General features: G+C 36.0%; 16 protein-coding genes. 7 read left to right on the top strand and 9 right to left on the bottom strand.

All coding sequences use genetic code 11. The features are described 5' to 3' along the window. On the bottom strand, positions 1-342 hold the full coding sequence (locus tag BM207_RS17565; protein ID WP_090997531.1) for a carboxypeptidase-like regulatory domain-containing protein: 342 nt from the start codon (positions 340-342) through the stop codon (positions 1-3). 150 nt (positions 343-492) lie between these two features. On the opposite strand from BM207_RS17565, the gene BM207_RS17560 reads away from it, so the two are divergent. Next, positions 493-1326 (top strand): SDR family oxidoreductase, encoded by an 834-nt coding sequence (locus tag BM207_RS17560; RefSeq protein ID WP_245768159.1) that lies wholly within the window; start codon positions 493-495, stop codon positions 1324-1326. Between the two features lie 4 nt (positions 1327-1330). Here the strand turns inward: BM207_RS17560 and BM207_RS17555 are convergent, their stop codons facing one another. The 3 genes from BM207_RS17555 to BM207_RS17545 all read right to left on the bottom strand — a co-directional run bounded on the left by BM207_RS17555 (position 1331) and on the right by BM207_RS17545 (position 2602). Continuing rightward, on the bottom strand, positions 1331-1528 hold the full coding sequence (locus BM207_RS17555) for a hypothetical protein (RefSeq protein ID WP_090997529.1): 198 nt from the start codon (positions 1526-1528) through the stop codon (positions 1331-1333). A gap of 210 nt (positions 1529-1738) precedes the next feature. After that, positions 1739-2200 (bottom strand): GNAT family N-acetyltransferase, encoded by a 462-nt coding sequence (locus BM207_RS17550; protein ID WP_090997526.1) that lies wholly within the window; start codon positions 2198-2200, stop codon positions 1739-1741. Between the two features lie 24 nt (positions 2201-2224). Beyond that, positions 2225-2602 carry a hypothetical protein gene (locus BM207_RS17545; RefSeq protein WP_090997523.1) on the bottom strand — a complete coding sequence of 126 codons (378 nt, stop codon included), beginning with the start codon at positions 2600-2602 and terminating at the stop codon, positions 2225-2227. A gap of 160 nt (positions 2603-2762) precedes the next feature. Here BM207_RS17545 and BM207_RS17540 point away from each other — a divergent pair, with 160 nt between their 5' ends. Continuing rightward, positions 2763-2987: a helix-turn-helix domain-containing protein gene (locus BM207_RS17540; protein WP_090997520.1), complete on the top strand. Its 225-nt coding sequence runs from the start codon at positions 2763-2765 to the stop codon at positions 2985-2987. Between the two features lie 15 nt (positions 2988-3002). Here the strand turns inward: BM207_RS17540 and BM207_RS19170 are convergent, their stop codons facing one another. After that, positions 3003-3518, bottom strand: a complete 516-nt coding sequence (locus tag BM207_RS19170) for a hypothetical protein (RefSeq protein WP_177217170.1) — start codon at positions 3516-3518, stop codon at positions 3003-3005. 144 nt (positions 3519-3662) lie between these two features. Here BM207_RS19170 and BM207_RS17530 point away from each other — a divergent pair, with 144 nt between their 5' ends. After that, positions 3663-3857, top strand: a complete 195-nt coding sequence (locus BM207_RS17530) for a hypothetical protein (protein WP_090997517.1) — start codon at positions 3663-3665, stop codon at positions 3855-3857. A gap of 12 nt (positions 3858-3869) precedes the next feature. Here BM207_RS17530 and BM207_RS17525 read toward each other — a convergent pair whose 3' ends face one another. Together BM207_RS17525 and BM207_RS17520 are read right to left on the bottom strand one after the other, a co-directional pair. Then, positions 3870-4613: an SIMPL domain-containing protein gene (locus BM207_RS17525; RefSeq protein ID WP_090997513.1), complete on the bottom strand. Its 744-nt coding sequence runs from the start codon at positions 4611-4613 to the stop codon at positions 3870-3872. Between the two features lie 54 nt (positions 4614-4667). Further along, complete coding sequence (locus BM207_RS17520; RefSeq protein ID WP_090997511.1) at positions 4668-5030, bottom strand: response regulator transcription factor; 363 nt, start codon at positions 5028-5030, stop codon at positions 4668-4670. Positions 5031-5489: 459 nt separating this feature from the next. On the opposite strand from BM207_RS17520, the gene BM207_RS17515 reads away from it, so the two are divergent. Next, the gene (locus BM207_RS17515; RefSeq protein ID WP_090997508.1) at positions 5490-6080 is read left to right on the top strand and encodes a hypothetical protein; all 591 of its coding nucleotides are present in this window, start codon (positions 5490-5492) and stop codon (positions 6078-6080) included. 8 nt (positions 6081-6088) lie between these two features. Here BM207_RS17515 and BM207_RS17510 read toward each other — a convergent pair whose 3' ends face one another. Next, positions 6089-6424: a MerR family transcriptional regulator gene (locus tag BM207_RS17510; RefSeq protein WP_090997504.1), complete on the bottom strand. Its 336-nt coding sequence runs from the start codon at positions 6422-6424 to the stop codon at positions 6089-6091. A gap of 100 nt (positions 6425-6524) precedes the next feature. Here BM207_RS17510 and alaS point away from each other — a divergent pair, with 100 nt between their 5' ends. Together alaS and BM207_RS17500 are read left to right on the top strand one after the other, a co-directional pair. After that, a complete protein-coding gene (gene alaS, locus BM207_RS17505; protein WP_090997501.1) occupies positions 6525-9158 on the top strand; it encodes an alanine--tRNA ligase in 2634 nt (877 codons plus the stop codon). A gap of 53 nt (positions 9159-9211) precedes the next feature. After that, a complete protein-coding gene (locus BM207_RS17500) occupies positions 9212-9793 on the top strand; it encodes a DUF3575 domain-containing protein (RefSeq protein ID WP_090997497.1) in 582 nt (193 codons plus the stop codon). A gap of 93 nt (positions 9794-9886) precedes the next feature. On the opposite strand, the gene BM207_RS17495 is transcribed toward BM207_RS17500, so the two are convergent. Next, on the bottom strand, positions 9887-10327 hold the full coding sequence (locus BM207_RS17495) for a hypothetical protein (protein ID WP_090997494.1): 441 nt from the start codon (positions 10325-10327) through the stop codon (positions 9887-9889). A 139-nt stretch (positions 10328-10466) separates the two neighbouring features. Here BM207_RS17495 and gatB point away from each other — a divergent pair, with 139 nt between their 5' ends. Next, a complete protein-coding gene (gatB, locus tag BM207_RS17490; RefSeq protein ID WP_090997491.1) occupies positions 10467-11912 on the top strand; it encodes an Asp-tRNA(Asn)/Glu-tRNA(Gln) amidotransferase subunit GatB in 1446 nt (481 codons plus the stop codon). The last annotated feature ends 1 nt before the right edge of the window (position 11913 follow it).

Raw genomic sequence — 11913 nt, 5'->3', positions numbered from 1 at the left:
TTAGTCGGCTGAAGGACTTAATGCTATTTCGCGGAAATCCCTTGATGGTTTACTTTCAGTTAGCTGAAAAAAGCCTGTTGTAAATTTTTTATAACCGGAAATCATGATTAAAATTCTATAATTTCCCTGAGGAAGCTTGTCGAACACAAAATTTCCTTTATCGTTAGTTCGAGTCATTCTCACAACTAACGAATCGGAGGCCAGAGAAACTAACTTGTTTTTTAGAGGTGCTGCTTTCTCATTCATCACTTTACCGCTCACTTTTCCCACAATATTTGTAGTAGATGAGGAACTCCATTTGACTAATAATGCTATAAAAAGATACCGAATAATAATTAACATAATTTACTGAGAGTTAAGATTTAGCTAAAGCTAATAGCTTGATTAATTAATTAAAACCCTTTAACATAGTTTAACTTGTTGTTTAACAAAGTTTAACAGATTTCATTCCTTTCCTAAGCATTCATCCTTAATTATATTATCTTCGGGCTTATGATTAATATAGGAACAAGCATGACAAATTTTTCTTTACAAGATAAGGTAATAGTAGTAACCGGAGGGACAGGCATTATTGGACAATCATTTATAAAAGGTATAACCGAAGCAGGTGGTACGGTTGCTATATTAGGGCGTAATGAAGATGTAGCGAAGAGCAGAGTGGCCGACGTGAAAAAAAATGGAGGGAAAGCAATCGCACTCATCGCTGATGTATTAAATGAAGCGACTTTGGAAGTAGCACGAGACAAAGTATTAAACGAGTTTGGAAGAATAGATGGTTTAGTAAATGCTGCGGGAGGAAACATACCAGAAGCAATTATTTTAAAAGACGACGATATTTTTGGGATGAATATCAATGGAATGCGCAAAGCCATGGAACTGAATCTTTGGGGAACCTTAATTCCCACTCAGATTTTTGGGAAAGTAATGCTTGAAAGGGGAAAAGGTAGCATTGTAAATATATCTTCTATGAGTTCAAAAAGGGTAATTACTAGAGTTTTGGGATACAGTATGGGTAAGGCCGCAATAGATTGTTATACCCAGTGGTTTGCTGTTGAGCTCGCTAATAGGTTTGGAGATAAAGTGAGGATGAATGCAATTGCCCCAGGTTTTTTTTTAACAGAGCAAAATAGAGCCTTGCTTACCCAGCCAGATGGCAGTTATACAGAACGTGGAAACCTGGTCATTAAGCAAACTCCGTTTAAACGTTTTGGTAATACTGATGAGTTGATTGGCGCACTGCAATGGTTATTGAGCGATGCCTCCTCATTTGTAACAGGTACTGTAATTAATGTGGATGGTGGTTTTTTTGTAAATAGCGGAGTGTAGTTCGCTATTTTTTAAGAGCAAGATATCCTCCTAAGGAAGCAATTGCACATAATGCAAATAATAAATCACCGTTTAGCGGTAAAGCAGTTACCGGAATTTGACTGCTTATTTCTAAATGATTAAAAGATACATTACTTGCGCTTACGGTATAGGTCAATATCAAAATCGTAATTAAAACAAGAATGGGTTTTGCAAATTTCATTGGTATATAATTTACATATGAATAGGCAACAGTAATGCCATTCGCTTGGTTTACTTTTTAGTAGATTGATTTTTCGAAAAATAAGCTGCTTAAGCTATTTAAAAGGATGTTTTTCAATGCGCCCCAAACTTAACGGTTTTGTAGGGAATGGTGTTGGTATTTAAAAATCGGGTAAAAATGGGGAATTGGTTGCCTAACCTTCTCCTATATTCAACAGTGACCCTCATTGGCTTTTGAAAAACAAATGCTGTTTGTTATTCCTTCGTATTGGCCATAATTTGGGATTTGTCGATATCCCATTTTGTGGTACAAAGCTACTGCGGCGGTCTGTTTAATGCCCGTTTCTAAAATATAATGATTAAATCCTAATGCTGAGGCCCAATTTTCTAGCTCGGTTAGTATTTTCGAGGCAATTCTTTGCCCTCTAGCCTCCTCCTTCACAAACATTCTTTTGATTTCAACCTTATTGTCATCAATAGGTTTGAATGCCCCGCATCCAATTGGAGTATTGTCATCAAAGGCTATGACGACATTGTTGAGCAGCGTAATTTTGTTGAATTGCGAATAAAATGAGTGTTCAGCACCATCCATAAGTGCTAAATATTCATCTAATGATTTTACCAACGCTATGAAATCTGTATTTGTAGCATCAGTTCTTAATAGCGTAATCATACGTTAAATGTAAGAAAATTGCTTCTAATCTACCAATTGTTTAGACATGATCTGCAAGCATTTAGCCTGGGCATCCGCGGCGTTTTTAGCAGACAATGTAATTCTTAAGGGCGATTTTGGATCGTTTTCTATGGTTAAGCCTCTAAAATCTTCAGGGTCTAAAATTCGTTCAATGGCAAATGTAGTGTTGTTGATTGCCAATACCTGATAAGCATATTCTTGATTGTCCAAGCTCTTTACTTCATTCGGAAAGTCGAATGTTTCCACTTCGAAGTCATCATCTTCAAATAGATAAAGATCAATGTATTTTGAAACTGCTTCTTCGTTTTCAAATATTCCCGCTATCCAGTACCCATCTCCGTTTTTCCTGTCGACAGTTAAAATTTGTAGTTTTTTATTCATGGAGATCTTTTTTTGGCTTTAACTAAGTTAAAAAATTGGACCGCAAATTAATATTCTTGGGAATCCTTGGGGGTTAGTTGATATGAATAAATCTAAGAAAAAATAGACAACTAAACAAATACGTTTAGGTGTTTTTATTGAAATCTTTTGAGTTTGCGCCATGTCAAAAGATGTAGAGCTTTTTAAGAAAACTTTAGGTAAACATGTTGCGCGTTTACGGAAGGAAAAAGGCTTAAAGCAGGCAGAGCTTAGTGCTTTAATAAATAAAGATTTTCAAAGCATAAGTAGGATAGAAAATGGGAAAATTAACCCGTCATGCTACCTCATCCTGCAAATTGCTAAGGCGCTAGAGGTTAATGTAGAAGAGTTTTTTAAGGAGTTGTAATTATTTAAGTCAGACTTATTCAGTTTTCTTTTTAACGACTACTTTTGGTTTTTTAATCGTAGTATTTTTCTCATCATCCTCGTTTTTAAGCGCCACTTTAGCTTTTTTAATCTTCTCACTAGATTTTTCCGTACTGCTTACTTGAGCTTTTTTAGTTTCAACGGCTGGTTTGGATTCGACTGTTTTTTTAGCAGGAGATTTGGGTTTAGCTGTTTTGGTAACCTTTTTTTCTTTCGGCACTATTGGCTCAGTGGCTATAGCTTCTTCTTTGGTGACTGCAGTACTAGGTTCTGTTCTCTGATTTAAGAAGATTTCTAAAATTTGTTTCAAATAGAGTTCTGGCTTAGGCATATGAATTACGGTACCAGGTTCTTTATCTTGAGATGCCTTAATGTATGCCGACTTAATTTTACCCCAATCTTTAGAGTATAGCTTTATAAACATTGCTACAAAATCATCTGAATTGTATTTTTTTGGTAATCTACCAAGCACTGCTTGAATTTTTTCTTCTTTACGATGTAATACTGCCATTTTTTTTCTTTGGCCAAAGATAGTTAAATATCTGGAGTTGAGAGCCAAAACTCGGTCCGCTATTTTCCCAAGAAAGTTTATCGAGTTTAAGGAAAACCATTCAATTTAGAAACTGTTAGTTAAGTAATTAATAAACATACTTATATGGAAACTCAAGATAAGACTCCTGTTAAAAAAGAAAAGTTTGTAGATAAGAGCGTTCACCAAACGCATAACGGTGCTAAACCTGTAGGGTATGGGAGCAGCATTCAAAACAGCGGAAATGGTAACAGAACTCGGCCACAAAATCATGATGATCAAAACATAGAAAGGCCGGATAATGTTAAAGAAACCGAGTAACCAACATTGAATCTACTTTACGGCATATTCAGTACGGATGGTAATGCTTGCAGTTTTATTTTTTGAAGAAGTATTAAATGCTCCTCCATAGCTAAAATCTTCATTGCTGTTCTTACCTGTAATTTGAAAAACCCCCATATTGGCATATTTTAAATCGCCTAAACTGCTTCCGGCGTTCTCAGCAATGCTTTGAGAACGATCTTTGGCATCTTTACTTGCTTTAGCTAGCAAATCTATTTTTAATTCCGACATTTTAGTGTAATAGTAGGAAGGAGGTGCTGAATTCAGTTCAATTCCACTTTGGATGAGTTCTGTAATCTCACGACTGATCTTCTCGACTTGATCAATATTGGTAGACTCGACTTTTACATTTTGAGTTAGGCTATAGCCTCCGAAATTATTGGAAATTAATCGACCATTATTGTCGTACTGCGGATTATAAAGCTTATTGATGTTAACAGCCGAGAAAACAACTTCACTATCTTTTATGCCCTTTTTATTCAAATAAGAGCGAATAGCAAGCTCATCGTTTTTTAAACTGGAATATGATTCCTTTAAATCCATGCTAATACGAGAATAGTCTCCACGCCATACAATTAAATCGCTTACAAAATCTTTTTCTGCCTTTCCGGTAACCAATACCCGTCTTTTGTCTTTGTATTTATAAGTATAAGCCCCAGCGATGATAAAAGCTGATAGCAGTAGTCCGATTGCGATAATTGCTGGAAATGAATAACTTTTGTCTACAGGCCTCATATTAGTAGAATAAGCTGAATTGTTCTTACGATTTAAATATACTAATTATTTTATTTATCCAGCAAGGTGTCGGTTAACCTTACTCATGAAATTATTTATATCGAAAGGTTTACTTATAAACTCTTCGGCTTTGCATGTCTGTTCGATGTCTGCATTTTGATAGTTTGCAGACATCATCATAACAGGAATATCATATGTTTTGCGCTCATTTTTCATCTTTTCACAAATATCTAAACCATTGCCGTCTGGTAACATAATATCTAACACAACCATGTCAGGTAGATGTTTTTTCATTTGCATCCAAAACTCTTTCACAGTTGGACATGTTTTAACTAGGTAGTGTTCGTCGATTAAGAGGTATTCCAATATCTCTCTTATGTCCTGGTTGTCCTCAACAATATATATACATTTTTTCATGGATATGCCTTTACATTGATTAAGTAAAGGACAGTGAAAGGCGACAATTGTTTTAATTACAACTAAGACGTTTAGTTATTTAGGTGTGTAATTAAAAAGCTCAATAATCTGAATTATTTTAATTGGGCAATAATTTGCCCAATATGGGTAATAAATTATACGATATGGGTAATACAGGCCACTGTAATTTTCTATTTTAATTAACAAAAAATAATGTTGATAAAAATATTTATAAATATTTTGCAGATGTTAACTCGTTATTAATCAGTGAAATTAGCCTTATTTGACTATTTTTGACAACATTTAGGAGTATTTAATTTTGAGAAAAAATTATAAAATTTAAAATAAATAATTTAGATTAGATTATTGGCACGGCCTATTTGATTTAAGATAAATATTCATCTACCTATGAAAAATTTAAAATAGATCAAATAAATATAAACCCTAAACATTATCACCATGAAAAATTACGCTTTCGAAACCTCTTGCTTTAGTAAAATTTCTTTTATGTTTTTGCTGGTTACATTGCTAATTGGTACGACATTGCAAAGTGATGCTCAAACCTTATATCGGGCTGTGATGGCCGCTGATTTGGATTTGGTTCAAGAACCATTGAGCGAGCTTGTTGTAGAAGCAGCGAATGAAGTTAAGTGTGAGGGTAGGTATTTGATTAAAGACGGACAACTGGATGAAATTTATAATCTAAAGTTTGTTTTACCGAGCGTTCAATTGAATGTGCAGTCCACAAATAGTAATCTGGGAGGTAAAAAAGTTACCTTCGAGCAAACCCAGGTTATGGTATTGCCTATGATGGGAATGGTGCATGTAGTAGGTTTCTTAACCATTGGCGGTGTGAGCAATACAAGTAGTTTTCTTTTAAAATTTAAAGTAAATAGCGATCAAAGTATTTCTTTTAATGGTGAAAAGTCAGTTAAATTACTGGAGTATTTTCCCGCTGTATCCCATGAAATGATGGACGAAGTACAGCTTAATATTGACTTTGTGCTTAAAAATGCTAAAAATAATACTGGCTTTGTAACTGCTGATTAATTAGCTAGCTAAATTTCTTCATTTAACTTTAGTAAGAAATCTTTAAGTTTTTCTAAAGAAGCAATTACTTTTTGATTTTCTTTAACCTCACTTGTATTGTTTTTTAAATGGTCTTTTGCGCCTTTTAAAGTGAAACCCTTATCATTCACTAAATGGAAAATAATCTTAAGATTTTCGATGTCTTCAGGAGTAAATAATCGGTTTCCTTTTTTGTTTTTTTTAGGTTGCAGTACATCAAATTCTTTCTCATAAAACCTAATTTGAGAAGCATTGGCACCAAACATTTCGGTTACCTCACCCATGGTATAATACATTTTATTAATGTCTCTCTCTTTGTATGGCATGGTTTTGTCTGATTATTAGTGAATTGTAGGTTTTACTTAAAGTATTCAAATGTAAATGGATTTTAGTAGAATACCGCAATAAAATTTTAATTTTGTAACCATGACCGCTAAAGAAATAAGACAGACCTATTTAGACTTTTTTAAGAGCAAACAACATCATATAGTAGCTTCCGCCCCAATAGTAGTGAAAAACGACCCCACTTTGATGTTCACCAACGCAGGGATGAACCAATTTAAAGACTTGTTTTTGGGTGAAGCATCTATTAAATATGCCCGTGTTGCCGATACCCAAAGATGTTTAAGGGTGTCTGGAAAACACAATGACCTGGAAGAGGTGGGTATTGACACTTATCATCATACCATGTTTGAGATGTTGGGTAACTGGAGTTTTGGCGATTATTTTAAGAAAGAAGCGATAGCTTGGAGTTGGGAATTGTTAACTGATGTTTTTAAAATTCCGAAAGACCAGTTATATGTATCGATTTTTGAGGGCGATGAGAAAGAAGGTCTGCCACGTGACAGCGAGGCGTTTGAATTATGGAAACAATTTGTTCCAGAAGATCGCATTATTCTAGGTAATAAAAAGGATAACTTTTGGGAGATGGGAGATACTGGCCCATGTGGACCGTGTTCTGAAATTCATGTTGATTGTAGGCCGCTTGCAGAAAGAAATGCCTTAAACGGTAAGGATCTGGTAAATGCTGACCACCCTCAGGTAATTGAGATCTGGAATAATGTATTTATGCAATTTAACCGTTTAAAAGACGGGTCGTTAAAATCATTGCCCGCGCAGCACGTTGATACTGGAATGGGTTTTGAGCGTTTAGTGAGAGTATTGCAAGGCAAGACGTCAAATTACGATAGTGATGTGTTTCAGCCGCTTATTCAGTTTATTTCCAGAAAGTCGGGTTTTGAGTATATAGGTGATGCCGAACCAGGACATAAAGGATGGAATGAAGCCGTTGCTATGCGGGTTATGGCAGATCATATCAGGGCTATTTCATTTGTGATAGCTGACGGACAATTGCCTTCTAACAATAAAGCAGGCTATGTAATCCGCCGTATTCTTAGAAGAGCCGTACGTTATGCTTATACATTCTTAAATTTGAAAGAACCCTTTTTGAATCAACTAGTTCCTGTTTTAGCCGAGCAGTTTAAAGGTGTGTTCGACGAGTTATATCTGCAAAAGGAATTTGTACAAAAAGTAGTTTTAGAAGAAGAGGCTTCATTTCTGAGAACGCTAGCTACCGGTATTCAACGGTTTGAAAAATATGAAAGCAAATCTATAATTGATGGAGATTTTGCGTTTGAGTTGTATGATACATTTGGGTTTCCAATTGATTTAACAGAGCTAATGGCTCGCGAGAAAGGGTTGACGGTTGATATGGAAGGCTTTAATAGTGCACTTGAGCAACAAAAAAATCGCTCACGTGCAGCTACAGCAATAGATACCAGCGACTGGGTAATCGTTAATCCTAGCAATGATACGGAGTTTGTTGGTTACGATTTAACGGAGATAGAAACGGATATCTTAAAGTACCGAAAAGTAAGTGCAAAAGGAAAAGATCAATATCAAATTGTATTGCGTCAAACTCCGTTTTATGCGGAAAGTGGTGGTCAGGTTGGCGATAAAGGTCGTTTAGAAGATCATAGTAGGCAGTTTTGGGTAGGAATAACTGATACTAAGAAAGAAAATGGTGTAATTGTTCACTATACAGACACTTTGCCAACGGACGTTGAAGGGAAGTTTTGGGCGGTTATTGATGAGGAGCAACGGATTTTGACGGAGGATAACCATTCGGCCACACACTTGCTACATGCGGCATTGAAGAAAGTTTTAGGGACTCATGTGAATCAAAAAGGTAGTTTAGTAAATGCCGATAATCTGCGTTTCGATTTTTCTCACTTTGCAAAGATAAATGAGGCTGATTTAACTGAGATTGAGCGAATTGTTAACCAAAAGATTAGAGAAAATATTCCGTTAAAGGAACAACGGGAAGTACCATACGATGAAGCAATCACTTCAGGCGTAACTGCACTTTTTGGTGAAAAATATGGCGATTTTGTACGGGTAATTACATTTGATGATCATTTTTCAAAAGAGCTTTGTGGCGGTACTCACGTAAAAGCAACCGGACAAATAGGCTATTTTAAAATTGTTGCTGAAAGTGCAGTGGCGGCAGGAGTTCGTCGTATTGAAGCCATTACAGCTCACAGGGCAGAAGAGTTTATTGTAAACCAAAGCAATCAAATTGCCCAGTTAAAAAGTTTATTCAAAGGTAGCCAAAATATCACTGCTGCTGTTCAGGCTTTGCTAGAAGAAAATGCGAAGCTTAAAAAAGAAGTGGAGAAAAGTATGCTTGCAAAAGCAGGTGATATGAAGCAAGAAATTGCGGATAAAGCAGAACTTGTGAATGGGGTTAACTTTATTGCTGCTCATGTAGATTTGCCAAGTGCTGAAGCAGTTAAGAATCTGGCCTTTGAGGTAAAGGCTATGGTGCCAGACTTATACCTTGTTTTAACAACTTTAATTGACGACAAACCAGGGATTACGGTTATAATTGCAGAAAATAAAGTATCTGATCAATTGAATGCAGCTAAAATAGTACGAGAATTAGGAAAAGAAATACAGGGTGGTGGCGGTGGCCAAGCATTTTATGCAACGGCTGGTGGTAAAAATGCTCAAGGGTTAGCAAGCGTGTTGGTTAAAGCCCGATCTTTTTTAAATTTATAGATTGTAACTTTTTCTTGAATTTTAACGTTTTACAAATAAATAAACCAATAAACATGAAAAAAACTTTTCTAATAGGCTTAGTTTCAGTCTTATCCTTTGCAAGTTACGCTCAGGAAGCTGACACGTTAAAAAAAGCTATTCAAAAAAACGCTGAGTCCATAGGGCATGGAGGTGTGAATGAAATTAAATTTAACCTATTGTATGCGATACTGGGCATGCCGGAAGTGAGCTATGAACGGATTTTAGCAGATAACATGGGGGTAGGGGCTTCATTGTTTATTGGTGTAGATGATAAAGTGGATTATAAGTTCGGTCTTACACCGCACTTTCGTGTTTATTTTGGAAGTCAGAAAGCAAATGGCTTCTTTATTGAAGCAAATGCAACTGTTTTAACTACTAATAGTTACGATTATTATGCGGAGAGCTATCAAAGTCAATCTGGTATGAGGATAGATCAAGTGGAAAAAAATTCTACAAATTTTGGTATGGGCGCTTCCGTTGGTCGCAAGTTTTTGACTCGTAATGGCTTTTCAGGTGAAGCCTTTCTAGGTGTAGGCAGATTGTTTGGTAATAGAACGCCTTATGTTACCGAGGCTTATCCTAGGTTGGGGATAACATTGGGTAAAAGATTTTAATTATAAACGTCTATTCCTCAAGCGAGGCAGGAAGCAATCTTATTTAGATTGCTTCCTGCCTCGCAATGATACTTTGTTGATAGAAAATATAATCTAGTGTCGACCATGGTGACTGTTGCCCCTAGATTTTGATGATCTATGATGAGCAGATTTACCATTTCCTTTACGATAACTGTATTCTACATGTTTCACCCTCTGTCTTGAATGGCTAGCTTGATAGACATGATGCTGTAAATAAGGACGTGGTTGATTAATCACTATTTTTCGGCCTCCATACAAATCATAATTACGGTAACGTGCAGGTAATGATCTGCGGTGTACCCATTTATTTCTTTCAAGGTAGATAAATTGCCTTGTTGGAACATAATAATAGCTTTCTACTTCGGGCAAATAATAGTAATCTACATGGTTGTAGCCTCTTGGGCCCCAATTTGGTTGTGCGCCAATGTTAATTTGAAGGCTAATTTGCGCTTCTGCGGGTTGGTAAATGGCTGTGGCACTGGCCACTAATGCCATTAGGATTAATTTTTTCATCGGTTTTCATTTTTGTGTACTAAGTGTAATACTAATTATGTGCCACAAATAGAATGTTACCTAAAAATCACAATTTTGATACATTTTTGATTTATATTTGGAACAGTATAATCCATGTTTTTAAAAGATATTTCTGTTAATGAGTACAAGTACCACCGCGTTTGAATTAGTTTCTGGGTTAGAGATACATGTGCAGTTAAATACACAATCTAAAATATTTTCAGCAGATAGTGCAACTTTCGGTGCTGATCCAAATACACATATTTCTCCAGTTTCATTAGCTTTGCCAGGTGCACTTCCAAAACTTAATAAGGAAGTGGTTGAGAAGGCCATTAGAATTGGCTTGGCTTTGAACTGCAAAATTAATCAACATAATTTTTTTGATAGAAAGAATTACTTTTATGCTGATCTGCCTAAGGGGTATCAGATTACCCAAGATAATAGTCCGATTTGCGGAAATGGTTACTTAATAGTTTACTTAGCTAACGGACAAGAAAAGAGGATTGGCATTAATCGTATCCACTTAGAAGAAGATGCCGGTAAAAGTATGCATGATCAAGACCCGGCTTTTTCGTATGTTGACTTGAACAGGGCCGGAGTTCCCTTAATTGAAATCGTAACTGAACCAGATATTCGTAGTGCTGAAGAAGCATCAGCTTTACTAACAGAAATTAGACAGTTAGTTAGGCACCTAAATGTAAGTGATGGCAACATGGAAGAGGGTTCGTTACGTTGTGATGCTAATATTTCTATCCGGCCGAAGGGAAGTAGCGATTTTGGTACCCGTTGTGAGGTAAAAAACCTTAATTCGATCCGCAATGTACGTAGAGCAATGGATTTTGAATTTTCTCGTCAGGTTGATGTGATTTCAAACGGCGGTGAAATAGTGCAAAGCACCTTGAATTTTGATGCTGATCAGGGTACAACATCGCCTATGCGGAGTAAGGAAGAAGCTAATGATTATCGGTATTTCCCAGATCCTGACTTGCAGCCTATAGAAATTTCTGATGATTGGTTGGCAAGAATCAAATCTTCTATGCCGTTATTGCCCAAAGATCTTACACTTAAATTGGTAGATGATTTAGGTATTAGCACTGTTGATGCCGGTATAATTGCACAAGATATAGATGCCTATCAATACCTTTTAAAAGCATTACCAATAGTGAACAATCAAAAAAGCTTGGTAAATTGGTTAAATGGTCCCATTAGGGCGTTGTTAAATGAACAAGGAATAAGCATTGCAGAATTTAAGTTGAAACCGGCGCAAATGGCCGATCTCATTAATTTAGTCGACGATAAAAAAATTAGTCAGCAAAATGCACTACAACAATTGTTGCCGGCGTTAAATACCACTGACGATGTATTAGGAGTTGCCAAGCAGTTAAATTTATTAATTGTAGAGGATAATGATGAAATCCTGCAATACATTATAGAAGTTTTAACTAAATATGAAGCGCAAGTACAAGCCTATAAAGGTGGGAAAAAAGGAGTGTTAGGGTTGTTTGTTGGAGAAGTAATGAAATTAGCCAAAGGTAAAGCTGACGCTAAGAAGATAAGTGATTTAATAATAGAAAAATTGAAATAAC

It is taken from the genome of Pedobacter insulae (assembly GCF_900113525.1).
Lineage (GTDB): Bacteria > Bacteroidota > Bacteroidia > Sphingobacteriales > Sphingobacteriaceae > Pedobacter > Pedobacter insulae.
This window is presented reverse-complemented; position numbering and strand designations above follow the sequence as displayed.

Excerpts from the sequence above, each read along its gene's own strand:
- BM207_RS19170 (WP_177217170.1), bottom strand. The coding sequence starts at position 3,518 with ATGGCAGTATTACATCGTAAAGAAGAAAAAATTCAAGCAGTGCTTGGT.
- BM207_RS17565 (WP_090997531.1), bottom strand. The coding sequence starts at position 342 with ATGTTAATTATTATTCGGTATCTTTTTATAGCATTATTAGTCAAATGG.
- BM207_RS17525 (WP_090997513.1), bottom strand. The coding sequence starts at position 4,613 with ATGAGGCCTGTAGACAAAAGTTATTCATTTCCAGCAATTATCGCAATC.
- BM207_RS17530 (WP_090997517.1), top strand. The coding sequence starts at position 3,663 with ATGGAAACTCAAGATAAGACTCCTGTTAAAAAAGAAAAGTTTGTAGAT.
- BM207_RS17555 (WP_090997529.1), bottom strand. The coding sequence starts at position 1,528 with ATGAAATTTGCAAAACCCATTCTTGTTTTAATTACGATTTTGATATTG.
- gatB (WP_090997491.1), top strand. The coding sequence starts at position 10,467 with ATGAGTACAAGTACCACCGCGTTTGAATTAGTTTCTGGGTTAGAGATA.
- BM207_RS17550 (WP_090997526.1), bottom strand. The coding sequence starts at position 2,200 with ATGATTACGCTATTAAGAACTGATGCTACAAATACAGATTTCATAGCG.
- BM207_RS17545 (WP_090997523.1), bottom strand. The coding sequence starts at position 2,602 with ATGAATAAAAAACTACAAATTTTAACTGTCGACAGGAAAAACGGAGAT.
- BM207_RS17510 (WP_090997504.1), bottom strand. The coding sequence starts at position 6,424 with ATGCCATACAAAGAGAGAGACATTAATAAAATGTATTATACCATGGGT.
- BM207_RS17495 (WP_090997494.1), bottom strand. The coding sequence starts at position 10,327 with ATGAAAAAATTAATCCTAATGGCATTAGTGGCCAGTGCCACAGCCATT.
- BM207_RS17520 (WP_090997511.1), bottom strand. The coding sequence starts at position 5,030 with ATGAAAAAATGTATATATATTGTTGAGGACAACCAGGACATAAGAGAG.
- alaS (WP_090997501.1), top strand. The coding sequence starts at position 6,525 with ATGACCGCTAAAGAAATAAGACAGACCTATTTAGACTTTTTTAAGAGC.
- BM207_RS17515 (WP_090997508.1), top strand. The coding sequence starts at position 5,490 with ATGAAAAATTACGCTTTCGAAACCTCTTGCTTTAGTAAAATTTCTTTT.
- BM207_RS17560 (WP_245768159.1), top strand. The coding sequence starts at position 493 with ATGATTAATATAGGAACAAGCATGACAAATTTTTCTTTACAAGATAAG.
- BM207_RS17500 (WP_090997497.1), top strand. The coding sequence starts at position 9,212 with ATGAAAAAAACTTTTCTAATAGGCTTAGTTTCAGTCTTATCCTTTGCA.
- BM207_RS17540 (WP_090997520.1), top strand. The coding sequence starts at position 2,763 with ATGTCAAAAGATGTAGAGCTTTTTAAGAAAACTTTAGGTAAACATGTT.